We start from the raw sequence: 22743 nt of genomic DNA on the forward strand, positions 1-22743 counted from the left end.
GCCTGCCGGCCCGGGGGAGTGTTACTCTCTCGCGGAGAGTGAGGAGGCCGCCGTGCTCGGAAACCCGTACGACCGCGACTGCCCGACGCGCCAGCTGCTCGACCGCATCGGCGACCAGTGGACGGTGCTGATCGTCGGCGCCCTGACCGACGGCCCGCTGCGGTTCACCGAGATCGGCAAGCGCGTCGACGGGATCTCGCAGAAGGTCCTCACGCAAACCCTGCGCAGCCTGGTCCGCGACGGCATCCTCATCCGCACCGCGTACCCGGTGATCCCGCCGAAGGTCGAGTACGAGCTCACCCAGCTGGGCCGCAACCTCGCCGAGCCGCTGGACCTGCTGGACCGGTGGGCCCGCCAGAACATGGACCAGGTGACGGCCGCCCGAGCGGCTTACGACGCGGAGAACGCCGCTACCGCCTCGTGAGTGGCGGTGCCGGTTCTAACCGGCACCGCCACTCACGAGGGCTGCCGCAGCAAGTTCGTCAACGCATGCGCTTCCTTGAGCAGCAACGCCCCCAGTTCGCCCCGCCGCTCCGCCCGGAACCGCGACTCCACGCCGGTCAGCGTCAATGCCCACGCGGGCTCCCCGGTGGGCGTGAACACCGCCGCGGCCATCCCCCAGCTTCCTTCGACCACCAGTCCGGGGTTGGTCGAGTACCCGTCCTCCCGCGTCCGCGCGACCCGGGCCCGCACGTCCGCCGCCCGGTGCGCGGGGCCCCATTCGGCCGTCAGGTCCACTGTGGACAGATACTCCTCGACCTCCCGGTCCGGCAGCATCGACAGCACCACCAGCCCCGCCGACACCACGCCCAGCGGGAACCGGGCGCCCTCGTACAGGACGAACGACCGGATCGGGAAGTCGCCGTCCTCGCGCAGCAGGCAGACCGTCTCGTTGCCGCGGCGCGCGGAGAAGAACGCGCTCTCCCCGGTCGCCGCGGCCAGCCGGTGGACGCTCGCGCGCGCCTGCTGCGTCACGTCGTAGCGCGGGGCGGCCGCCTCGCCCAGCAGGTACAGCTCCGGGCCCAGGTACCAGCGGCCGGATTGCCGGTCGCGGTCGACGTAGCCCTCGGCGGCCAGCGACGCGAGCAGCCGGTGCACCGTCGGCCGGGCCAGGCCGCACTGGCGCGCCAGCTGCGAGGTCGACGCTCCGTCGCGGAAGGCGGACAATGCGCGCAGGACCGCGGACACCCGTCCTACGACGTGGTCGGGAGGCGAGGTGGGCACGGGAACGAGGGTACGTCCGCTCAGTGGACGCATCGGGCGCGGGTGTTCGGTGCGCGAGAGGTTTGCCGGGGATCCCGGCGTGTCGGTTGACCCGTTTCCCCTGCGCTGGGTGGAATGCGGGGACTGACCACTCACCGAACGAAGTGGAGAGGATGCCGTGCCGACGAAGTACCGCAGCGCCGCGGAGGCCCTCGACGGGCTGCTCGAGGACGGGCTGACGATCGCGGTCGGGGGCTTCGGCCTCACCGGGAACCCGAACGACCTCATCGAGGCGGTCCGGGACTCGGGCGTGCGCGATCTGACGATCGTCTCGAACAACATGGGAGTCGACGGGGCCGGGCTCGGCATTCTGCTCGACAACCGGCAGGTGCGCCGGGTGATCGCGTCGTACGTGGGCGAGAACAAGCTGTTCGCGCAGCAGTACCTCGACGGGACCGTCGAGGTCGAGTTCACCCCGCAGGGGACGCTCGCCGAGCGGATGCGGGCAGGCGGCGCGGGGATCCCGGCGTTCTACACCAAGTCCGGCGTCGGCACGCCGATCGCCGAGGGCAAGCCGCACGCCGAGTTCGACGGCGTCACCTACGTGCAGGAGCGCGGCATCGTCGCGGACCTTTCGCTGGTGCACGCGTACGTCGCGGACCCGGCCGGGAACCTGGTCTACCGGTACGCCTCGCGGAACTTCAACCCGCTCGTCGCGACCTGCGGCAAGGTGACCGTCGCCGAGGCCGAGCAGGTTTCGGACGAGTACCTGGATCCGGAGCGCATCACGACGCCGGGGATCTACGTGCAGCGGCTGATTCAGGCGACTGCGCGGGAAAAGCAGATCGAAAAGCGGACCGTGCGCGTGCGTGAGGAGGCGTCGGCGTGAGCTGGACTCGGGACGACATGGCCACGATCGGGGCTCGCGAACTGCGGGACGGCGATTACGTGAACCTCGGGATCGGGATTCCCACCCAGGTGGCGAACCACATTCCGGACGGCGTGCAGGTGACGTTGCACAGCGAGAACGGGATTCTCGGGCTGGGACCGTTCCCCTGGGAGGGCGAGGAAGACCCCGACCTGGTGAACGCGGGCAAGCAGACGGTCACGTTGCAGCCCGGGGCCAGCCTGTTCGACTCCGCGGAGTCGTTCGCGATGATCCGCGGCGGGCACATCGACCTGGCGCTGCTCGGGGCGCTGCAGGTCGGCGCCAACGGCGACCTGGCCAACTGGACGGTGCCCGGCGCGCTGGTCAAGGGGATGGGCGGGGCGATGGATCTCGTCGCCGGGGCTCGCCGGGTGGTGATCATCACCGATCACACCGCCAAGGACGGGACGCCGAAGATCGTCGAGAAGTGCACGCTGCCGTTGACCGGGGCCGGAGTGGTGAACCGGATCATCACCAATCTGGCGGTGCTGGACGTTACGGACGACGGGCTGAAGCTGGTGGAGCTGGCGCCGGGGGTTTCTCTTGACGAGGTGCGGGAGAAGACTGGGGCGCCGGTCGCGGAGTAAGCGGCGGTCGGGGCACCCCGAAGCTTGATCGTGACGACGGCGCGGGGGTGCTTGTCAAGGCGGGAAAGATGCCTTGACAAGCACCCCCGCGCCGCGTTTCGGCTTCGTATCGGGGTGCGGGGGAGTGTGGGTGCGTTGGCGCGTTGGGTGCACTGGCTGCGGTGGGGTGGCCGGGCGAGCGCCCCAATGTGGCATTGGGTGCGTGAGACGCACCGAACGCCACATTGGGTGCGTCAGATGCACCCAATGTGGCATTGGGGACGTACGTGAGGGGCCCCTGACGGAATCTGATTCCCTCAGGGGCCCCTCACGTACGTTGCGCTGGTTACNACGTACGTGAGGGGCCCCTGACGGAATCTGATTCCCTCAGGGGCCCCTCACGTACGTTGCGCTGGTTACTGCGCGGGAAGAATGCGCCCCCGGACCTCGCCGAAGCCCAGTTTCGCGCCGCTGCTCGTGGTGGCGGCGCCGGTGATCGCGACCTCGTCCCCGTCCTGGAGGAAGGTGCGGGATTCGCCCTTGACGGTCAGCGGATCCCGGCCGCCCCAGGAGAGTTCCAGGAACGAGCCGCGTTCCGCCGGGTCCGCGCCGGAGATCGTGCCCGAGCCGTAGAGGTCGCCGGTGCGGGCCGAGGCGCCGTTGACGGTCAGGTGGGCCAGCATCTGGGCCGGCGACCAGTACATCTCGCGGTACGGCGGGCGCGCCACCTCCTGGCCGTTCCACTCCACGGCGAGCGTGATGTCCAGGCCCCACGGCGACGATTCCCGCAGGTAGGGCAGCGGTACCGGCGAGGTCTGGCCGGGCAGCGGCACCCGCGCCTCGGCCAGCGCCAGCACCGGGACCACCCACGGCGAGATCGACGTCGCGAAGCTCTTGCCCAGGTTCGGGCCCAGCGGCACGTACTCCCAGGCCTGGATGTCGCGGGCCGACCAGTCGTTCAGCAGGACCGCGCCGAAAACGTGGCGAGGGAAGTCGTCCGGCGAGATCGGGGTGTTGGCCGGAGTGCCCGCCCCGACGATGAAGCCCAGTTCCGCTTCGATGTCCAGGCGGGTGCTCGGGCCGAAGACCGGGCCGTCCTCGCCCTTGCGCTGGCCGCTCGGGCGGACCACGTCGGTGCCGGACACGTAGACCGTTCCGGAGCGGCCGTGGTAGCCGACCGGGAGGTGTTTCCAGTTGGGCAGCAACGGTTCCGCGTCCGGACGGAACAGGCGGCCGACGTTCGACGCGTGGTGTTCCGAGGCGTAGAAGTCCACGTAATCGGCGACGTCGATGGGCAGGTGCAGCTTGACGTCGGCGACCGCGTGCACGGCTTCGGCGGGCACCTCGCCGGTCACGAGCGTCTGCAGCCGCGAGCGGACCTCGACCCAGCGGTCGTAACCCTGTGCCATGAAGGCGTTCAGCGTCGGCTCGGCGAACACCTCGTCGCCGAGGGCGATCGACAGGTCCAGCACGTGCTCGCCCACGCGCACGCCCACCCGGGGACTGCCGCCGCCTGCCGAGAAGACGCCGTACGGCAGGTTTTCGACGCCGAAGGGGGAGCCGGCGGGAATGTCGAGCACGGTCATGCGGGGGCTCCGATCAGGCCTAGATCTGTCAGTTCGGTGAGCGGGTCGGTGATGCTGCAGGTCCCGAACGAGGTGAACTTAGCGCGCGCCGCCGCCAGGCGCTCCGGGGCCAGCGCGCGGATCCGGTCGGCGACCGCGGCACCGTCGCGTTCGGCAAGCAGGGCAACGACTTCCGCGTCGCCGGCACCGCGGTCGACCGCTTCGGCGGCGAGCAAGAGGTTCAAGAAACCGTGCTGTTCGAATCCCGTGTTCGGGTCGGTGTTGCGGATCGCGTGGTGCAGGCCCGCGGTCGCCTTGAACGGCACGCCCGCCTCGGCGGTCGCGCGGATCGCGGCGGCGAGCTCGACTTCGTCCGGGTAGTACTCGGCCGACGTCCCGCCGGTGCGGAACTTCGCCTTGTGCGGAGTGCCGGAAAGCGCCCGCAGCAACGGAACCCGGCGTTCGTCGCGCGGGATCTCCACGGCGACCGGCACCGGGCATCCGTCCACTGCGGACAGGAACTCATCCACCGTCATTCCTTGCGGCACCGCGATTTCCAGCGATTCGACCGACACCGGAAGCCCGTCGACCGCCTTGAGCACGTCGGCGATCCCGCCCGGCCCGGCTGGCAGCGTCACGGTGAGCGGCAACGGAGTTTCGCGGCCTGCCACGACTTCGGCGAGCTCCGCCAAGCCGGACGCGGCGACGACCAGCGGGCCGACCATCGCGGCGTACGGCGAAGCGGTGTGCCGGTCGTGGGCGGCGACGGCGTCCGGCAGCGGTGCGAGGCCGGGCGGGAAGACCGCCGCGTCGTCCAGGAGGCCGCGGGTAAGAGCGTCGGTCACGACTGCGGTCCCCGTCCTGCCCAGGTCCAGGCGTAGCCGGGGTCGTCGCTCGCGTGGCCGCCCTCGCCGATCTCCAGCGGGCGGAACGTGTCGACCATGACCGCCAGTTCGTCGAAGAACTCCGCGCCGAGCGAGCGTTCCACCGCGCCGGGCTGCGGGCCGTGGCTGTGGCCGCCGGGGTGCAGGCTGATCGAGCCCTGTCCGATGCCGGATCCCTTGCGCGCCTCGTAGTTCCCGCCGCAGTAGAACATCACCTCGTCGGAGTCCACATTGGAGTGGTAGTACGGCACCGGGATCGAGAGCGGGTGGTAGTCGACCTTGCGCGGGACGAAGTTGCAGATGACGAAGTTGTTGCCCTCGAACACCTGGTGCACGGGCGGCGGCTGGTGCACGCGGCCGGTGATGGGCTCGAAGTCGGAGACGTTGAACGTGTACGGGTAGAGGCAGCCGTCCCAGCCGACCACGTCGAACGGGTGCGTCGGGTACACGTAACGCGTGCCGACGACGCCGCGCGAGCCGCGGTGCTTCACCAGAACCTCGACGTCGGTGCCTTCGGCGAGCAGCGGTTCGGCCGGGCCGTGCAGGTCGCGCTCGCAGTAGGGCGCGTGCTCCAGCAACTGGCCGTAGCGCGACAGGTAGCGCTTCGGCGGCGCGATGTGCGAGTTCGCCTCGATCACGTAGGCGCGCAACGGTTCCGGGCCCTTCGGCACCCAGCGGTGCGTGGTGGCGCGGGGGAGGATCACGTAGTCGCCGGTGCGGGCGGGCAGCGCGCCGAACACCGTCTCGACGACCGCTTCGCCGGACTCGACGTACACGCATTCGTCGCCGATCGCGTTGCGGTACAACGGGGAAGCCTCGCCGGCGGCGACGTAGGAGATCCGCACGTCGCCGTTGCCGAGCACGAGCCGCCGGTTGTTCACGACGTCCGCGCTCTTCCACTCCTGGCCGGGGAACAGCGTGTGCAGCTTGAGGTGCAGCGGCTTGAGCGGCCGGTTCTCGGTGAGCGTCTGGTCCGGCAGTTCCCACGGCGTCGCGTCGACGATCGCGGACGGGATGCCGCGGTGGTACAGCAGCGACGAGTCCGACGAGAAGCCCTCCTCGCCCATCAGCTCCTCGGAATAGAGCCCGCCTTCGGGCGTGCGGTGCTGGGTGTGCCGCTTAGGCGGGATGCTGCCCGCGCTGCGGTAGTAGGCCATGGGTCGCCTCCTCGGCGCGAAGTAATCAAAGTATGTACTACTTTCCGACCAGCCTAGTCCCCGAGTCAGGACAGGGGAAGGGGCTAGCGGCGGGTCGCGAAGCCCGCCCGGCCGGAGATGAGCTTGTCGAGCAGCATCACCAGCACGCGCTGCTCGGCCTCGGTGAGCACCTCGACCCACCCGGCCTCGCGTTCGTTCTGCGCCTCGAACACCTCGAGCATCTCGGCGTGCCCGGCCTCGGTGAGCGAAAGCCGCACCGAACGGCCGTCCGTCTCGCCGGGCGTCCGGGTCAGCAAACCCTCGCTGACCAGGGTTTTCGCGAGATTCGAGACCGCCGCCCGGCTCATGCCGGTGAGCCGCGCGGCGGCGGACGGTTCGAGCGGCCCGGCGAGCCACACGACGAACAGCACCCGGAACGCCGACCACGACCGCCCGCGCGGCCGGTGCACGGCGGATTCGAGGTCATAGGTGACCAGGTTGGACGCCCGGTTCAGCGTCAGCAGCACCTCGGTCGCCAGCTGGTGGCGGAACCCGAATTCGTCGGCCAGCCTGCGGTTGGCCAGCGCGATGAACGACCAGAAGTCGAGCGAGTCCGGGTCCGGCGGCGCGGCGGGGTCCTGCATGGACAGCACTGTAACCGCGCCGCCGGGATAATCAAACTCGAAACTACTTCACCGGACGAGCCAGGCGGGCGCCCGCGTCGCGCGGCACTTTCAGGAACGCCAGCATCGCCGCGGCGACGATCAGGCAGCCGATCGGGAAGTACAGCCCGATCGTCACGTCGCTCTCGGTCGCCGCGAGCCCGATCGCGTACGGCCCGAAGAACCCGCCGAGCGCGGCGATCGAGTTGATCGCGGCCAGGCCGACCGCCGTGTGCTCCTTCGACAGCACGCGCGCGGCCATCGCCCAGTACGGCGCGAGGTAGCCGAGCACGCCGATCGCCGCCAGCGAGAGGCTGATCAGCGACAACGCCGGCACGGTCTTGAACTGGATCGCGCCGAAGAACCCGATCGCCGCGACCAGCACGGTGGCGATCACGTGGCCCTTGCGCTCGCCGGTGCGGTCGGAGTTGCGGGCCAGCAGCAGCATGCCGACCGCGCCGACGACGTACGGGATCGCGCCGAGCAGGCCGATGTTGGTGGAGGAGTACTTCGGATCGAGCTGTTTCACGATCAGCGGCAGGAAGAACGTGAGCCCGTACAGGCCGCAGGCGATGAAGAGGTTGGAAATCGCCAGCAGCAGGACCTTGCCGTCGCGCACCGCGCGCAGCTGGCCGAGGAACGTCTCCTTCTCCTCCGGCACGTACTCGCGGTCGATCTCGGCCTGCAGCCAGGAGCTTTCCTCGGCGGTCAGGAACTTCGCGTCGGCGGGCTTGTTCGGGAGGTAGAAGAAGGTCAGCAGGCCGATCAGCACCGCGGGCGCGCCCTGCAGGATGAACACCCACTGCCAGCTGCTCATCCCGAACCAGTGCACGTGGTCGAGGATCCAGCCGCCGAACAGGCTGCCGAGGATCAGCGCGATCGGCTGCGCGAGCGCGAGCGTCGCGATGGCCCGGCCGCGTTCCTTGCCGCGGAACCAGAAGGTCAAGTACAGCAGCAGCCCGGGGAACAGGCCAGCCTCGGCGATGCCGAGCAGGATCCGCGCGATCATCAGGTGCGTCACGCTCGCGACGAACCCGGTCAGCACGGTCACGATGCCCCAGCTGACCGCGATCCGGCTGAGCCACAGCCGGGCCCCGACCTTCTTCATGATCATGTTGCTGGGCACCTCGAACACCACGTAGGCGAGGAAGAAGATCGCCGACGCGACGCCGAAGGTCGCGGCCGTGATGGTGAGCTCTTTGGCCATGCCGAGCTGGGCGTAGCCGATGTTCGCCCGGTCCATGTAGTTGAAGATGTAGAGCAGCAGGACGATCGGCATGACGCGGACGCCGACCTTGCGGACGGTGCGTCTGGCCAGCGGGGAGTCCGCCGTGGTGGCGGCTGCGGCGGGGACGGACATGGGGTTCTCCTCGACAGTGAGCAGTAACTCTGAAGGATCAGGCGGCGGAGCGGCCGGCGATGCGGCCCATGGTGACGGCGTTGGCGACCGCGTTCCCGCCGCCGACGTAGCGGAAGCCGAGCACGCCGGCCCCGGCCTCGCCCGCGGCGAACAGCCCGGGCACGCGGTCGCCGCGGACGTCGAGCACCGCGGCACTGGAGTCGATCTCCAGCCCGGCGTGCGTGCAGACCAGTTCGGCGGGCAGGGTGCGCGCGGCGAAAAACGGTCCGGTCGCGATTTTCGCGGGCGGTTCGGCCGATCCCTTGGCGGACAAGGTTTCGTGCCGCAGGAACTCCGGGTCCTCGCCGGTGGGGAGCTGGGTGTTCCATCTGTCCACAGTGGCCTGGAGAGCGTCGGCGGGCACGTTCATCTTGCCTGCCAGTTCTTCCAGCGTGTCGGCCCGCAGAGTGCGGCCAGCGTCCGCTTCGGACAGTACGTACTCGGCGTTCCAGTGCGCGTAGCCCGGCGGAAGATCGCGGCGCGCTCGGTCGTCGAAGACCATCCACACCGGACCGTCCTGCGCCGAGATGATGCCGCTGGACACCGCGTACGACGCGTCCTCGTCCATGAACCGGCGGCCGTGCGCGTTCACCAGCACGCGCGAGCGCGGCGGGAAACCGGACTGCCAGTGGTGGAGGCGCTGGAAATACGCGGTCGGCAGCAGCAGTCCCCAGCCCTCGCCGGTGATCGACGCGGACACCTGCTCGCCGAACGCGAAGTGGTCGCCTCGGGAGCCGGGCGCGGCGACGACGAACAGATCCTCGCCCGCCGCGTCGGCGTCCGGGTAATACCGCGAGCGCAGGGCGGGGTCCTGGGCGAACCCGCCGCTGGTCACGATCACCGAGTTCGCGCGGACCTCGATGCCGTCGGCGACTACACCGGCGACCCGGCCGTCCTCCACGAGCAGTCGTTCGACCCGGGTGTTCAACACCGCTTCAGCGCCGGCCTTGCGACGCGCGCGGTCGAGCACCTGGACGAGGCCGTAACCCTGGTCCTTCGGCACATGCCCGCGCCAGACGTCCTCGACGCCCGCGCGCGTCAATCCCGGGGTGTGCGCGTCGTGCGACACCTTCGCCGGGATTTCCGCGCCGAGCCCGATCAGCCACTCGACCGCGGGACCGGCCTCGCGGCAGAAAGTCTTGAGCAGTCCGGGTTTCAGCTGCCACTGGTTGAGATCGAGGTAGTGCTGGAAGAACCGTTCCGGCGTGTCCTCGATGCCCAGTGCACTTTGGACACTCGTGCCCGCGGCGGTGAGCATGCCCGCGGACAGCTGGGTCGAGCCGCCGAGTTCCTTCTCCGACTCGAACAGCATCACCGAGGCGCCGTGCTCGGCAGCGGACACCGCCGCGGCGAGGCCTGCGCCGCCCCCGCCGATCACCACGACGTCAGCGTCGACGCTCATCCGAGATCACCTCCGGTTTCGGCGAGAATGCGATGGTAGAGACCGTTGGAGACGAGACCGCCGTCCACGGTGACCTCGCTTCCGGTCAAGTAGGTGGACCGGTCCGAGAGCAGGAACAGCACCGTGTCGGTGATTTCCCGGGGGTCGGCCATCCTTCCGGCGGGCACACTGTCCACAGCGGACTTGACGAACGCGTCCGCGCCCGCCAGCAGCCCGGTGTCGACCAGTCCCGGGTGGACGGAGTTGACCCGGATCCGCCACTTCGCGAAATTGCCCGCGGCGGACTTCGACAGTCCGGTCAACCCCCATTTGCTCGCCGAGTAGGCGGGGGAGAAGTAGCCGATCTGGCCGGAGATCGACGAGATGTTCACGATCGAACCGCCGCCTGAATCGCGCATCAGCGGCGCGGCCGCGCGCATGCCGTGGAACGGCCCGGAGAGGTTCACCGCGAGCACCCGGTCCCACACCTCGGCGGTGGTGTCCTGGAATTCCAGCCGCCGCGAGATCCCGGCGTTGTTCACGAGCCCGCCGAGCGAACCGTGCTCGGCGCGGATCCGGTCGAGCACGCGAGTCCACTGTGCCGGCTCGACAACGTCCATGGTGTACGGAGTCGCCGCCCCGCCCGCCGCGCGGATCTCGTCGGCGATTTCGTCCGCACCAGCGAAATCCGCGACGCAGACGTGCACGCCGCGTTCGCCGAGCGCACGGGCGTGCTGCGCGCCCATCCCGTTCGCCGCGCCCGTCACGAGCACGACGTCCGGGTAGCGCACGGCTTCGGTGGCGTCAGACATGCCGGGAGCCGCCGTCGACCGCGAGGCTGTGCCCGGTGACGTACCGCGAGCTGTCCGAAAGCAGGAACAGCAGCACGCCGCACACCTCTTCGGGCGAGCCGATCCGGTGCAGCGGCACCGCGTCGAGCGCCTTCGCCAGCGCGGGCGCGTCGTCCTGGATCCAGCGGGTCATTTCGGTGTCGATGTAGCCCGGGGCGATGGCGTTGACCCGGATGCCCTGGTCGCCGAGTTCCACCGCGAGCGATTCGGTGAGGTGCGCGACCGCGGCCTTCGAACTGCAGTACGCCGCGCGGCCCTTGCGCACGCGGACCGCGGACACCGACGCCATGTTGACGATCGCGCTGCCCGGTTCCATCCGCGCGGCGGCGGCCTGCGCGCCGAAGAGCACGCCCTCGACGTTCACCGAAAGCGTCGAGCGGATCTGCTCCGGGGTGATGTCCGGAACCTCGGCGTACGGGAAGATCCCGGCGTTGTTGACCCAGAAGTCGATGCGGCCGAACTCGTCGATCGCGCGCTGGGCGAGCGCGACGTGGTCCTCGGCGCGGGTGACGTCCACAGCGGACGCGACGATCCGGCCCGGTTTGTCCTCAATGGACTCGGCAGCGAGCGCGACGGTGAGGTCGTCGGCGGTGGCCGTCATCGCGGCGGCGTCGAGATCGCCGCCCACCACGTGCACCCCGCGCGTGGCGAGACCGGCGGCGAAGCGCGCGCCCATGCCGCGGGCAGCGCCGGTGACCACGGCGACCTTGCCCGGCATCTCCGGGTAGCGCGCGGTCGCGGGCTGGTGCAGCACCCGGCCGGGGCCGGTGGGCTCGAGAGTGGTCATCTGGGTTTTCTCCTCGTTGTTTCTCAGGGCTCGCGGTGCACGGTGCGGCGGCGCACGCGCCAGCCTTCCGCGGTGCGCACGAGTTCGTCGTCCAGCACGGTGAGCCGGTGCAGTCGCGGGGAACCGCCTTCCGGGGTCCCGACGATCTGCAGATAGGCGAGCGCTCGCAGGGCGTCCTCGGGCTGTCCTAACTGGACCTCCACGGTGGACACCACGTGCCGCAGCCGTTCGCCGGACTCGACGCACCCGGCGTGGAACCGCTCGGCGAACGCGGTCAGCGCGGCCGTGCCCGCGGCGGGTTCCGGGTAGCTGGGCGAGACGAACTCCCCGTCCGGGGTGAACGTGGCGGCCCAGCGCGCGGCCTGCCCGGAGTCGATGGCGTGACTCTGGCGGCCGTAGAGCTGATGCACCGCCAGCACGTCCTCGACGGGGACTTCGCTCATGTCCGAACCTCGATCCGCGGGGTGGTTGCCTCGAACGGCAAACGTGCTATATTCGCACGCACCGTGCGATATGTAGGAACAGTAGGTCGCCGGACAAGCTGTCGTCAAGGGAGTCGTGTGTCCGAATCGGGGACGTCGAAGACGCTGAGCCACGGGCTTCAGGTGCTGGAGCTGCTGGTGGAGCACCCGCAGGGGCTCACGATGACCGAGATCGCCGACGGGATCGGCGTGCACCGCACGGTCGCGCACCGGCTGGTCCGCACGCTGGAGGCGCACCACCTCTGCCGGCGCGACCGGTTCAAGCGGATCTCGCTCGGCACCGGCCTCGTGCGCCTGGCCGAGCCGGTGGAACAGGACCTGCGCACGCTCGCGCGCCCGGTGCTGGAGGAGCTTTCGGACGCCGGCCGCGCGTCGGCGCACCTGGTGGTCCGCGAGAACGCCGAGCAGGTGCGGATGCTGATGATCGTGGAACCGCGGCAGGCGCGGATGCATGTGTCGTTCCGCAGCGGCCAGCTGGACCCGATCGGCCGCGGCTCGGCCGGGCTCGCGCTGCTCGCGGCGGAACCGCCGGTCGAGGGCGAACGCGAGGAGATCACCCGCGCCCGCTCGCGCGGTTACGCGGTGTCGGTCGGAGAGATCGCGCCGGGAATCACCGGGATCTCTGCGGTGGTGCCGACCGGCCGGGACGCGCCCGGCACGAGCATCGGGCTGTCTCTGTTCGAGGCTCCGGACCCGGACGAACTGGGCCGGTTGGTGGTGGCGTCAGCGCAGCGGCTGGGCTCGATGCTGAAGTAATTAACGGCCGACGAGCCCGGCTTCGTGGGCGAGCAGTCCGGCCTGGGTCCGGTTGGTGCAGCCGAGTTTCACGAGCATCCGTGACACGTAGCTCTTCACGGTCGCCTCCGCCAGGTGCAGCCGACCGGCGATGTCCGCATTGGACAGTCCTTCTCCCAGACACGCCAACACATCCCGCTCCCGCTCCGTCAACCCGGCAGTGCGGCGGCGGGCTTCGTCATCGCGGCGGTGGCCGTCCGACGACAGCGCGACCAACCGGCGTGCGGCCGACGGCGACAGCACGGTGTGCCCGTCCGCCGCGACGCGAACGAGGCCGATCAGGTCCTCCGGCGGCGTCGACTTCACCAGGAATCCGGCCGCGCCCGCGCGGAGGGCGCGGATGACGTAGGTGTCCGCGTCGAACGTCGTCAGCGCGACGACCGCGGGCGGATCCGGCAGCGCGCAGATCCGCTCGATCGCGGCGAGTCCGTCCACACCGGGCATCCGCAGGTCCATCAGCACCACCGCGGGCCGGTGCCGGACCACTTCCTCGACCGCCTCCGCGCCGTCCCGCGCCTGCGCGACTACCTCGATGTCGCCGGCCGAACCGAGGATCGTGCGCAGGTGCGCGCACACCATCGGCTCGTCGTCGGCCACCACGACCGTGATCACCGGGCAGCACCTTCCGTGGTCGGGACGTAGGCGGGCAGTATCGCACCGATCTTGAACCCGCCGCCGGGCACCGGGCCCGCCTCGAAGGTCCCGCCGACGAGTTCGACCCGCTGGCGCAGCCCGCTCAGCCCCGCGCCGGAGCCGCTCCCCGCGAGCGCCGCGTCCGGCGGCCGGGTCGCGCGGGTGTTGGCGACGGCCACGTCCAGCCCGCCCGGGTGATAGCGCAGCGAAACCGTCGCCGAGCAGCCCGGCGCGTGCTTGCGGATGTTGGTCAGCGCCTCCTGCACCACCCGGTACGCGGTGCGCGCGACGGTCGGCGACACCGAGGTCCGGTCGCCGGTCACGGAAAGCTCGGTCGCGATCCCGACCGCCACCGATTCGGCCACCAGATCCGCCACCTCGCCCGGCAGCGGCGGATTCGGCACCGGCGGTTCGATTCCGGTGCCGTTGCGCAGCACGCCGACCAGGTCGCGCAGTTCGTCGAGCGCGTGCGCCCCCTCGCGGCGGATGTCCTCGGCGGCCGACTTCACCGACGGATCCGGCGACGTCACGCCGAGCGCGCCCGCGTGCAGCACCATCAGGCTCAACCGGTGCGTGACGACGTCGTGCATCTCGCTCGCCAGCCGTCGCCGCTCCGCCGCCAGCGCCTGTTCGGCGAGCAGATGCTGCTCGCGTTCCGCGCGCTCAGCCCGGTCGCGCAAGGAACTCAGCAGCTGCCGCCGCGCCTCGAAATACAGCGAGATCGCCACCGGCAGCGCGGTGCTCAGCAGTCCGAACGGCGTGGTGTTCCAAGCCGGATTCCACGGTCGCGTCGCCAGCAGGGCCAGGAACCCGGCGATCCACAGCAGCCGCCGCCGGTCCAGTTGCCGCACGAGCTGCGCCAGCACGATCGGCGTGATCGTGGGGACGGTCATCAGCGTCGGCTGGCGGACGGGCACGAGCAGGCCGGGGGAGAAGAGGTCGGACGCCAGCATCGCCAGCGAGGCCACGATCAGCAGGCCGGCGACGCCGTTCGGGAAGCGCGCCAGGAGCAGCAGGGACGCGTCGCAGACGAGTTCCAGCACGAGCGTCGCGTACGGCCCGAGAAAGCCGGTGGCAGGCCCGGCGGCGAGGAAAAGCCCGAAGTCGAGGCAGGCGAACACCAGCGCGGTGCCGGCCAGCCAGAACCAGTCGGTCGACCGCGGCCAGGGACGGCACGTGCTGGTCACCCGGCCACGGTATCCGGTCGCCTGCCCGGCCGCGCCGGATCCGCATCGCCCGGGTGGCGGGTTACCGCCGAAAGTTGCGGCTCGATCGGAAGCGATCCACTTTCGTCGCTGCGGGCAGCTACCGAGCACGCTTACGCCGCACCCGCCCGGCGCGGTGGACTCGACGCCATGACGAGCGAAGGAATCCCGCGGTTCGCCCGGCTGCCGGTGCTGGCGGTCGCGGCGGGCGCCGTCGCGCTGCTGGCGGCGACGAGCACTCGGTACGCGCACGGCTTCGACGAGCTGTATTTCCTCGTGGCCGGTCGAGATCATCTGGCCTGGGGGTATTTCGACCAGCCGCCGCTCGTCCCGCTGCTGGCCGGCACGCTCGACCAGTGGTTCCCCGGTTCGCTGGTCGCGCTGCGGCTGCCGATGGCGCTCGCGGCCGGCGCCGGGGTGATCGTGACCGCGCTGACCGCCCGTGAACTCGGCGGCGGTCGCGGAGCACAGGCGATGGCGGCCGGGGCGTACGCGACTTCCGGGCTGATCATCATCAGCCACTGGGTCGCCACCTACGCTTTGGACCCGTTCTTCTGGACGCTCGTGGTGTTCCTCCTCGTGCGCTGGACCCGGACCCGGCGCGACGGCTTGCTGGTGTGGGCCGGAGTGGTCACCGCGGTGTCGCTGCAGACGAAATTCCTGATCCCCGCGCTGTGGGGCGCGGTGCTGGTGTCCGCGCTCGTCTTCGGGCCGCGCAACCTGGCGTCCCGGCCGAAACTGTGGCTGGGCGCGCTGATCGCCGCCGTGGCGACCCTGCCGACGTTCCTCTGGCAAGCCACGCACGGCTGGGCCTACACCCGGATGGGCGAGGTCGTCGCGGCCGAATTCCCCGGCTACCTCACCTTCGCGCGCGACGGCTTGCTCGGGGCCGGAATGGGAATCGGCGTGCTGGCGCTGCTGTACGGGATGTGGCGGCTGTTCCGTTCGCCGGACCTGGCACCGTACCGGTACCTCGCGGTGGCGTTGCTGCTGGTCGTGGCGGTGATCATCGGGACGCACGGCCGCTCGTATTACTTGATGAGTCTGTATTCGCTGCCGTTCGCCGCGGCCGCGACGGAGCTTTCGCGGCGAAATCTGGTGCGCTGGTGGAAGATCCCGGTCGGAATCGTGTTCACGCTTTCGGTCGCGGTCACCGTTGCCGGGCTGCCGGTATGGCCAGCTTCGATGAAAGCCACGTCGTTCGGCCCCTTTCCGCTCGGCACTGTATTCGCGGCCGGGGAGACCGCGCAGCAGCAGTTGGCGGACTCGGTCGGGCAGACGTATCGATCCCTGCCGGAGCCGGTGCGCCGGGAAACCGCCGTATACGGGGAAATCTACCCGTTCGCCGCGGCCGTGGAGTACTACGGCCCGCGGTACGGAATCAACAATGTCTACAGTGGACACCGAGGATACTGGTACTTCGACCGGCCGCCGGATTCCGCGCGCAACGTGCTTTTCGCGGGCTTCGATCCGGCGCTGCTGCGGCCGTACTTCTCTTCGGTGACTGAAGTGGTGCCCGGGCTGATGCGGCTGTACACCGGGCGAAAGCAATCCTGGGAAACGATCTGGCCAGAGGTGAAGAAACAATGAGCGACTCCTTGCCCGCGCGAGCGTATTTCCTCGCCTGCGACCCGGACGGCGGCCCGGTCTCCCGCCGCTCCAACGCGGCCCTGCTGGTCCGCGCGGCCGCGGTGACCGACCTGGTGCTGCGCGGCAACCTCCGCGACCAGCGCGGCCACGCCGACCCGACCGCTGCCGCCCCGACCGGCGACCTCCTGCTCGACGACCTGCTCGCCGACCTCCGCACGCACAGCCCGGCGTCGTGGCGCGCATTGCTCCGCCGCGGCAGGAACGACACGTTGCAGTCGCTGGAAACGCAACTCTCCGCGGCGGGTCTGCTCGAAGAAGGCAGCAGTTCGATCTTGCACCGCAAGGTCTTGGTGCCCGCCGACCCGGCGCGGGTCCGCGACGCGCATGCACAGCTTGACCACGCTCTGACCGCCCCGCTGTCCGAAGTGGACGCTTCCGCCGCGGCGCTGGCTTCCCTCGCCGCGGCGTCCGGAGCCGGGATGTCCCGCTCGGACGCGCGTCGCCACGCGGACCGGCTGAAGGAGTTGGAGAAACTCGCGGGACCAGTGCTTCCGGCACTGCGAAAGGCGGTCGCGGGTCGCCGGGCGGCCCGGATCGCGGCGTTCTCCGGCGGTTCCGGCGGCTGACCGACAGTTCGGCCGCCGCCGAAGCGTGGACGTCGTACCGTGGCGGACATGACCTCCTTCGCCGCGTTGCACGTCCCGGGCCGTCCGCTGTTGCTGCCGAACGTCTGGGAGTTCGGCTTCGCCGCCGCCCTCGCCGCCGCGGGACACCCGGCGGTCGGCACCACCAGCCTCGGCGTCTCGGCCGCCGCCGGGCTCGCCGACGGGGCCCCGGAATCCCGCGCAGCGACCGTCGCGCTGGCGAAATCGCTGGCACCGCTGGACATCCTGGTCAGCGTCGACCTCGCCGACGGCTTCAGCACCGACCCCGAGGAAGTAGCGGACCTCGTCGCGGAACTCGCCGACGCGGGAGTAGTCGGCATCAACCTGGAAGACGGCCGAGCCGACGCCCTCGCTCCGATCGTCGTCCAGGCCGCGCTGCTGGCCAAGGTGCGCGAACGCGTCCCGGGCATGTTCCTCAACGCCCGCACCGACACGCATTGGCTCGGCGTCGGCCCGGTCGCGGACGCCATCACGCGGGTCCGCGCGTACGCCGACGCCGGTGCGGACTGCGTCTTCGTCCCCGGCCTGCACGAGGCAGCGGACGTGGCGGAGCTCGTCGAAGCGGTCGAGGTGCCGGTGAACCTCCTGCACCTGCCCGGGAAAGCCACTTTCTCCGAATTGGCCTCCCTCGGCGTGGCGCGGGTCAGTCTCGGCTCAACTCCCTACCGGGTAGCACTTTCCGCCGCACTGTCCACAGTAGACGCAGCGCGGGAAGGGACCGAACTGCCGATGAAGCCGCCTTCGTACGGCGAAATCACCGCATTGCTCCCGTAATCTGGGGGACATGATCTTCGGAGGAAACACCGACTTCGCTGTCCCCGCCGGATACCTCAACACCCCCAGCATCGGGATCCCGCCGACGCCGGTCGCCGACGCGGTCGAGGCCGCGGTCAGCCGGTGGCGCACCGGCAAGGACACCCCGTCGGACTTCGACGAGGCGGTCTCCCGCTCCCGCGCCGGATTCGCGCGGCTCGCCGGGGTCCCGGCGGACCGGGTCGCGATCGGCGCGTCGGTGTCGCAGCTGGCGGCGAACGTCGCGGGCGGACTGGCCCCGGACGCCCGCGTCCTGGTCGCCGAGGGCGAGTTCACCAGCGTGACGTTCCCGTTCGCGCAGCGGGCGAACGTCACCGAAGCGCCGCTCGCGAAGCTGGCGCAGCACGTCGAAGGCCACGACCTCGTCGCGGTCAGCCTCGCGCAGTCCGCCGACGGCGCGCTCCTCGACACCGCCGCGCTGCGGTCCGCCTCCGAAGCCGCGGGCGTGCCGGTCATGATCGACGTCACGCAAGCCGCGGGCTGGCTGCCGCTGGACGTCGCGTGGGCGGACTGGATCGTCTGCGCGGGCTACAAATGGCTGTTCTCGCCGCGCGGGTGCGCCTGGCTCGCGGTGCACCCGCGGGCGCACGAACGGACCCGCCCGGTCGCCGCGAACTGGTACGCCGGCGACGATCCGTGGTCCTCGGTGTACGGAATGCCACTGCGCCTGGCCGGAAACGCGCGCGGATTCGACCTTTCGCCGGTGTGGCTGTCGCACGTCGGCGCCGCGGAAGCGTTCGACTACTTCGCGTCACTGGACCTTGCCGCGGTGCGCGACCACAACGCCGGACTGGCCGATTCCCTGCGCACCGCGGCCGGGCTGGAGCCGCAGGGGAGCGCGATCGTGGCACTGGAAGCCGATCCCGCGCGGCTCGCCGAAGCCGGGATCGTCGCGAGCGTCCGCAACGGGCGGGTACGGGTCGGTTTCCACCTCTACAACGGCCCTGACGACGTCGAACGCGTGCTGGACGCCCTGGGCGCAGCGTCTGGCTGAAGGCCGTACGGGCGGTGAACTACGGTGTTCGCGTGTCCCATCCGCACTTCACCCCCGGACCCTCGGACACGGCCCCGATCCCGGCCGTGCCCGCGCAGCCGGGTCCGCCGCCCGGGCCGTCGCGCAACCGCGCCCTCCTGCTGCGCGGCGCCGGGCTCGTGGCGATCGCCGTCGTGGCCGGGCTCGTCTGGTACCTGATCCGGCACGACAGCACGCCGGACGAGCCGGTCGCCGAACCCCCGGCGACCACGGCGAAGCCCGCGTTCGACTACAAACTGGCCGAAGGCCCGGTCAAGGCGACCGACTGCGCCGCCAACGCGTACTCGGGCGCGAAGAAGTTCTTCCAGGACAACCAGTGCAAGTCCTTGGCGCGGGCGCTGTACACGGTGCAGTCCGGGGACGCGAAGGCGCTGGTGTCGGTGGTGCTGGTGACGATGCCGGACGCGGCGAAGGCGACCGAGCTGAAACAGCTCACCGACCGCGACGGCACCGGCAACGTGAGCGACCTGGTCCGCGACGGCACCTTCCACGACACCGACGCCCCGAAACTGAGCGGCAACGAGGCGGAGTACGAGTCGAAGGCCACCGGAGCCGAGGTGACGATCGTGCTGACCGACTTCTACTACGGCCACCACGACAAGCAGCTGCTCAACCGGATCGCGAAGAACGCGTTGAAGCTGTCCGGGAAGCTCCGCTGAGCCTCCCGTGAGGCGCGCAGGCGCGGGTCCGGCCCGGCCTGCGCGCTTGTGCTACGAGGGCTGCCCGGGGAGGGCAACGGCAGCAGGCTTCAGACCAGCCTCCTGCCGCCAAGGCATCCCGCGCCGAGCCGCCGCGATCACCGCCTGCAGCGCCATCCCGCGCAGCCCCGAATCGTCGGTATGCGTAAGCACGGCAAGCCAAGCCGCCGCCGTGTCCGCCTCCGCGCTCGCCACCAGCGCAGCCGCCGAAGCAGTGTCGGTAACCGGCTTAGGCGGCACGTACGCGGCTTCAGGAGCCACCGGCGTCGCCGACACCGACGTGATCATCTGCGTGACCACGTCCCGCCGCGCGGTGTGTTCCGCGCGCCCGGCCTTCACCGCTTCCCCGAAGTCGCCCGGCAGGAACGCCGTCACCAACCCGTACACCCACAGCGACGCGTGCTCGGCCGCCAGCGCCTTCTGCAGCGAATCCACCGCTTCCTTCGGCACCGACGACGGCGCGGTCGCGGCCTTCGCGTCGGCCCCCGGCCCGAGTTCCGGCGCGACCCGCTGCAGCCCGGCGCACCCGGCGGCCACCGACGCGACCAGCCCGGCCCGGTACGCCGGCAGCGCGGGCACCAGGTCCTCCGCCTGCTTGCGCGCGGCGGCGAGCCGGTCCTTGAACCCGGCGAGATCAGCCGGCGCGGCGGGGACGTCCGCCGCCTTCTTCGGCCGGTTCAGCCGGTCCACCTCGGTCTTCAGCGCGGCCGCCTGCGCGGCTCTGGCGTCGGCGACCTGTCCGGCCGCGTCGCCGCCGGCGGGCAGCTTCCTGGCCGCGGCGGCGTCCGCCTCGGCCGTCGCCAGCAGCGGGGCCAGGGGATCGGGGGCGTCGTCGTAGCCGCCGGAGCAGGCGGCGAGCGGCACAGCCGCGGCGACAGTGGCGCTCAGCGCGCCCAGACGCAGCACGGCGCGCCGGGAAAGGTCTGCGGTCACGTCGGCCCATCCTGCCAGGCCGCCCGGGTGCGCCGCCGCTCGCGCGTCTTCGCGGGGGCGCAGGATAAGCTTGACCTTCACCGACCAACAGGCCGAACAGGAGTGCTCCACGTGCCCAACGAACTCGCCAGCCGGCTGGAGCCGATCGTGGCCGAAGCCGTCACGACCGCGGGTTTCGACCTCGACTCGCTCGAGGTGCAGCAAGCCGGAAGGCGACAGCTGGTGAAGGTGGTCGTCGACTCCGACGACGGCGTCGGCCTGGACGAGGTCGCCGAGGTCAGCCGCACCGTCTCGGCCGCACTCGACGAGAACGAGCACGTGCTGGCGAGCGCCTACACGCTCGAGGTCACCTCGCCCGGCCTCGACCGGCCGCTCACCCAGCGCCGGCACTGGCGGCGCGCCCGGTTCCGCCTCGTCAAGATCACCCCCGTCGAGGGCTCGGCCTACCTCGGCCGCGTCGGCCACGCCGGCGAGAAGAGCGTGCGCGTGCTCGCCGACGGCCGGATCAAGGACGTGCACTACCAGTCCGTCGCGAAGGCCGTGGTGGAAGTCGAATTCAAGCAACCGCCCGCCGAAGACCTGAAAACCCTGACCGCGGACGAGAACGAGAAGAAGGAGGAGTCGAAGTGAACGTGGACATCGCCGCGCTGCGGGCGATCGAACGGGACAAGGACATCCCCTTCGACACGGTCATCGAGGCCATCGAGACCGCGCTGCTCACCGCGTACAAGCACACCGAGGGCCACCAGCCGCACGCCCGCATCGACATCGACCGCAAGACCGGGCTCGTCCGCGTCCTCGCGCACACCCTCACGTCCGAGGGCGAGGTCGACGAGGAATGGGACGACACGCCCGAGGGCTTCGGCCGGATCGCCGCCACCACCGCGCGCCAGGTCATCCTGCAGCGGCTGCGCGACGCCGAGCACGAGAAGACCTACGGCGAGTTCTCCGCGAAGGAGGGCGAGATCGTGGCCGGGGTGGTGCAGCGCGACGCGCGCGCCAACGCCCGCGGCATGGTCGTGATCCAGGTCGGCGACACCGAGGGCGTGCTGCCGCAGGCCGAACAGGTCGCGGGGGAGTCCTACGAGCACGGCACCCGGATCAAGGCGTTCGTGTTCGGCGTGTCGCGCAGCAACCGCGGTCCGCAGATCATGCTGTCGCGCTCGCACCCGAACCTGGTGCGCAAGCTGTTCGCGCTGGAGGTCCCGGAGATCGCCGACGGCACCGTCGAGATCGCCGCGGTCGCCCGCGAACCGGGGCACCGGTCGAAGATCGCGGTGCGCTCCACCATCCCGGGCGTCAACGCCAAGGGCGCCTGCATCGGCCCGATGGGCGCGCGCGTGCGCAACGTGATGAGCGAGCTGGCCGGCGAGAAGATCGACATCATCGACTGGTCCGACGACCCGGCCAGGTTCGTCGGGAATGCATTGTCGCCGGCGAAGGTTGTTTCGGTACGTGTCGTGGACGAGCGCGCCAAGACGGCGAGGGTCGTCGTGCCGGACTTCCAGCTGTCGCTGGCGATCGGCAAGGAGGGCCAGAACGCCCGCCTCGCCGCCCGGCTCACCGGCTGGCGGATCGACATCCGCAGCGACGCGGCCCCCGCCGAGCCGGCCGGTCCGGCGCAGGGTGAGCAAGACCACGCCGGCCAGGCGCGGCCCGCCGCGGCGACCGGTTCGGCCGACTGAAGGTGCAGGCGCTAGACTCGACAACGGTTCAAGTCCCGCGAAGGGCCACTGGGGACACCCCCGACCTCCCGCGTCACCGGCACTCGCCGGTGCGCACGTGTGTCGGCTGCCGGAAACGGGACTTGACCGGCGAACTGCTGCGCGTGGTCGCGGCGGACGGGCGGCTGGTCGTCGACGAACGTCGGCGGCTGCCGGGACGGGGTGCGTGGCTGCACCCGGGACCGGGCTGCCTGGCCAAAGCCGAGCGGAAGCGGGCGTTCCCCCGGGCTCTCCGGGTCCAGGGCGCGCTCGAGGCCGCGGGACTGCACCGCCACGCGGCGTTCGCCGAGGACAACGACGCCGGGACGCTCCCGGGGTCGCGGGAAACAAGGAAGCAGGTCGACCCGTCATGAGTCAGCCGTGAAGCTGAAGCCATGAACGCGCGACGATAAGGACGAGGTCAGCGGGTCCCCGCCTGGCCTCCCCTAGATGAGGAGAGCTGTGCCAGGCAAGGCCCGTGTACACGAGCTCGCTAAGGAGCTCGGCATCACCAGCAAAGAAGTTCTCGCCAAGCTGAAGGAGCAGGGCGAGTTCGTGAAGTCCGCGTCGTCCACCGTCGAGGCGCCCGTCGCCCGCCGGCTCCGCGACGCGTACCCCGCCAAGGGCGGGAAGAAGCCCGGCCCCACTCCGGGACCGCGGCCCGCTCCGGCCCCGAAGCCGCCCGCTCCGCAGCAGCAGAGCGCCGCTTCGCAGGCCCCGTCCGCTCCGGCCCCCGCGCCGCAGCAGGCCCCGGCCGTGAAGCCGGGACCGCAGGCCGCCAAGCCGGCGGCGTCCCCGGGCCCGAAGCCCGGCGGCCCCCGCCCCGGCCCG

General features: G+C 70.8%; 26 protein-coding genes. 13 read left to right on the forward strand and 13 right to left on the reverse strand.

What is annotated here, in order from left to right; translation table 11 throughout:
- Positions 1 to 52: 52 nt before the first annotated feature.
- The gene (locus EIZ45_RS28785; protein WP_037812581.1) at positions 53 to 424 is read left to right on the forward strand and encodes a helix-turn-helix domain-containing protein; all 372 of its coding nucleotides are present in this window, start codon (positions 53 to 55) and stop codon (positions 422 to 424) included.
- Between the two features lie 32 nt (positions 425 to 456).
- On the opposite strand, the gene EIZ45_RS28790 is transcribed toward EIZ45_RS28785, so the two are convergent.
- Positions 457 to 1224, reverse strand: coding sequence for an IclR family transcriptional regulator (locus EIZ45_RS28790; protein ID WP_240690789.1), 768 nt, complete (start codon positions 1222 to 1224; stop codon positions 457 to 459).
- 157 nt (positions 1225 to 1381) lie between these two features.
- Between EIZ45_RS28790 and EIZ45_RS28795 the strand changes: the two genes are divergently transcribed.
- Together EIZ45_RS28795 and EIZ45_RS28800 are read left to right on the forward strand one after the other, a co-directional pair.
- A complete protein-coding gene (locus EIZ45_RS28795; protein WP_134666719.1) occupies positions 1382 to 2092 on the forward strand; it encodes a CoA transferase subunit A in 711 nt (236 codons plus the stop codon).
- A complete protein-coding gene (locus tag EIZ45_RS28800) occupies positions 2089 to 2718 on the forward strand; it encodes a CoA transferase subunit B (RefSeq protein WP_037812570.1) in 630 nt (209 codons plus the stop codon). Before EIZ45_RS28795 ends, EIZ45_RS28800 begins: the two co-directional genes overlap by 4 nt.
- 395 nt (positions 2719 to 3113) lie before the next feature.
- Here the strand turns inward: EIZ45_RS28800 and fahA are convergent, their stop codons facing one another.
- The 9 genes from fahA to EIZ45_RS28845 form a co-directional block, all read right to left on the reverse strand.
- The gene (gene fahA, locus EIZ45_RS28805) at positions 3114 to 4283 is read right to left on the reverse strand and encodes a fumarylacetoacetase (RefSeq protein ID WP_134666717.1); all 1170 of its coding nucleotides are present in this window, start codon (positions 4281 to 4283) and stop codon (positions 3114 to 3116) included.
- Positions 4280 to 5137: a hypothetical protein gene (locus EIZ45_RS28810; RefSeq protein ID WP_134666909.1), complete on the reverse strand. Its 858-nt coding sequence runs from the start codon at positions 5135 to 5137 to the stop codon at positions 4280 to 4282. Before EIZ45_RS28810 ends, fahA begins: the two co-directional genes overlap by 4 nt.
- Positions 5104 to 6303 (reverse strand): homogentisate 1,2-dioxygenase, encoded by a 1200-nt coding sequence (locus tag EIZ45_RS28815; RefSeq protein ID WP_134666715.1) that lies wholly within the window; start codon positions 6301 to 6303, stop codon positions 5104 to 5106. The genes EIZ45_RS28810 and EIZ45_RS28815 overlap by 34 nt, the downstream gene beginning before the upstream one ends.
- Positions 6304 to 6386: 83 nt before the next feature.
- Positions 6387 to 6926 (reverse strand): MarR family winged helix-turn-helix transcriptional regulator, encoded by a 540-nt coding sequence (locus EIZ45_RS28820; RefSeq protein WP_037812827.1) that lies wholly within the window; start codon positions 6924 to 6926, stop codon positions 6387 to 6389.
- Positions 6927 to 6969: 43 nt separating this feature from the next.
- The gene (locus EIZ45_RS28825; protein ID WP_134666713.1) at positions 6970 to 8304 is read right to left on the reverse strand and encodes an MFS transporter; all 1335 of its coding nucleotides are present in this window, start codon (positions 8302 to 8304) and stop codon (positions 6970 to 6972) included.
- Positions 8305 to 8341: 37 nt separating this feature from the next.
- Complete coding sequence (locus EIZ45_RS28830) at positions 8342 to 9745, reverse strand: FAD-dependent oxidoreductase (RefSeq protein ID WP_134666711.1); 1404 nt, start codon at positions 9743 to 9745, stop codon at positions 8342 to 8344.
- A complete protein-coding gene (locus EIZ45_RS28835) occupies positions 9742 to 10536 on the reverse strand; it encodes an SDR family NAD(P)-dependent oxidoreductase (protein WP_037812554.1) in 795 nt (264 codons plus the stop codon). Before EIZ45_RS28835 ends, EIZ45_RS28830 begins: the two co-directional genes overlap by 4 nt.
- Positions 10529 to 11362: an SDR family NAD(P)-dependent oxidoreductase gene (locus tag EIZ45_RS28840; protein WP_037812551.1), complete on the reverse strand. Its 834-nt coding sequence runs from the start codon at positions 11360 to 11362 to the stop codon at positions 10529 to 10531. The genes EIZ45_RS28835 and EIZ45_RS28840 overlap by 8 nt, the downstream gene beginning before the upstream one ends.
- A gap of 23 nt (positions 11363 to 11385) precedes the next feature.
- A complete protein-coding gene (locus EIZ45_RS28845) occupies positions 11386 to 11805 on the reverse strand; it encodes a nuclear transport factor 2 family protein (RefSeq protein WP_134666709.1) in 420 nt (139 codons plus the stop codon).
- A 117-nt stretch (positions 11806 to 11922) separates the two neighbouring features.
- Between EIZ45_RS28845 and EIZ45_RS28850 the strand changes: the two genes are divergently transcribed.
- On the forward strand, positions 11923 to 12600 hold the full coding sequence (locus EIZ45_RS28850; protein WP_037812547.1) for an IclR family transcriptional regulator: 678 nt from the start codon (positions 11923 to 11925) through the stop codon (positions 12598 to 12600).
- On the opposite strand, the gene EIZ45_RS28855 is transcribed toward EIZ45_RS28850, so the two are convergent.
- Entirely contained in the window at positions 12601 to 13251 is a 651-nt protein-coding gene (locus tag EIZ45_RS28855) for a response regulator transcription factor (RefSeq protein ID WP_134666707.1), read from the reverse strand.
- The gene (locus tag EIZ45_RS28860) at positions 13248 to 14459 is read right to left on the reverse strand and encodes a sensor histidine kinase (RefSeq protein ID WP_134666705.1); all 1212 of its coding nucleotides are present in this window, start codon (positions 14457 to 14459) and stop codon (positions 13248 to 13250) included. The genes EIZ45_RS28855 and EIZ45_RS28860 overlap by 4 nt, the downstream gene beginning before the upstream one ends.
- A gap of 168 nt (positions 14460 to 14627) precedes the next feature.
- Between EIZ45_RS28860 and EIZ45_RS28865 the strand changes: the two genes are divergently transcribed.
- The 5 genes from EIZ45_RS28865 to EIZ45_RS28885 are packed head-to-tail and all read left to right on the forward strand — an operon-like array spanning position 14628 to position 19237.
- Entirely contained in the window at positions 14628 to 16067 is a 1440-nt protein-coding gene (locus tag EIZ45_RS28865; protein ID WP_134666703.1) for a glycosyltransferase family 39 protein, read from the forward strand.
- Positions 16064 to 16693: a GPP34 family phosphoprotein gene (locus tag EIZ45_RS28870; RefSeq protein ID WP_134666701.1), complete on the forward strand. Its 630-nt coding sequence runs from the start codon at positions 16064 to 16066 to the stop codon at positions 16691 to 16693. The genes EIZ45_RS28865 and EIZ45_RS28870 overlap by 4 nt, the downstream gene beginning before the upstream one ends.
- A gap of 48 nt (positions 16694 to 16741) precedes the next feature.
- Positions 16742 to 17506: an isocitrate lyase/phosphoenolpyruvate mutase family protein gene (locus tag EIZ45_RS28875; RefSeq protein ID WP_134666699.1), complete on the forward strand. Its 765-nt coding sequence runs from the start codon at positions 16742 to 16744 to the stop codon at positions 17504 to 17506.
- A gap of 10 nt (positions 17507 to 17516) precedes the next feature.
- Entirely contained in the window at positions 17517 to 18539 is a 1023-nt protein-coding gene (locus EIZ45_RS28880) for an aminotransferase class V-fold PLP-dependent enzyme (protein ID WP_134666697.1), read from the forward strand.
- Between the two features lie 32 nt (positions 18540 to 18571).
- Positions 18572 to 19237, forward strand: a complete 666-nt coding sequence (locus EIZ45_RS28885) for a hypothetical protein (RefSeq protein ID WP_107051038.1) — start codon at positions 18572 to 18574, stop codon at positions 19235 to 19237.
- A gap of 51 nt (positions 19238 to 19288) precedes the next feature.
- On the opposite strand, the gene EIZ45_RS28890 is transcribed toward EIZ45_RS28885, so the two are convergent.
- Positions 19289 to 20209 carry a ferritin-like domain-containing protein gene (locus EIZ45_RS28890; protein ID WP_167754224.1) on the reverse strand — a complete coding sequence of 307 codons (921 nt, stop codon included), beginning with the start codon at positions 20207 to 20209 and terminating at the stop codon, positions 19289 to 19291.
- Between the two features lie 111 nt (positions 20210 to 20320).
- Here EIZ45_RS28890 and rimP point away from each other — a divergent pair, with 111 nt between their 5' ends.
- From rimP to EIZ45_RS28910, 4 genes are all read left to right on the forward strand, one after another.
- Positions 20321 to 20839 carry a ribosome maturation factor RimP gene (gene rimP, locus EIZ45_RS28895; RefSeq protein WP_037812539.1) on the forward strand — a complete coding sequence of 173 codons (519 nt, stop codon included), beginning with the start codon at positions 20321 to 20323 and terminating at the stop codon, positions 20837 to 20839.
- Entirely contained in the window at positions 20836 to 21894 is a 1059-nt protein-coding gene (gene nusA / locus EIZ45_RS28900; protein ID WP_037812537.1) for a transcription termination factor NusA, read from the forward strand. Before rimP ends, nusA begins: the two co-directional genes overlap by 4 nt.
- Before the next feature lie 89 nt (positions 21895 to 21983).
- Positions 21984 to 22286 (forward strand): YlxR family protein, encoded by a 303-nt coding sequence (locus tag EIZ45_RS28905; protein ID WP_037812536.1) that lies wholly within the window; start codon positions 21984 to 21986, stop codon positions 22284 to 22286.
- An 88-nt stretch (positions 22287 to 22374) separates the two neighbouring features.
- A partial coding sequence (locus tag EIZ45_RS28910; RefSeq protein ID WP_205671782.1) for a translation initiation factor IF-2 N-terminal domain-containing protein occupies positions 22375 to 22743 on the forward strand: 369 nt, incomplete at its 3' end.

The organism is Amycolatopsis sp. CFH S0740, assembly GCF_004522315.1.
Taxonomy (GTDB): Bacteria; Actinomycetota; Actinomycetes; order Mycobacteriales; family Pseudonocardiaceae; genus Amycolatopsis; species Amycolatopsis nivea.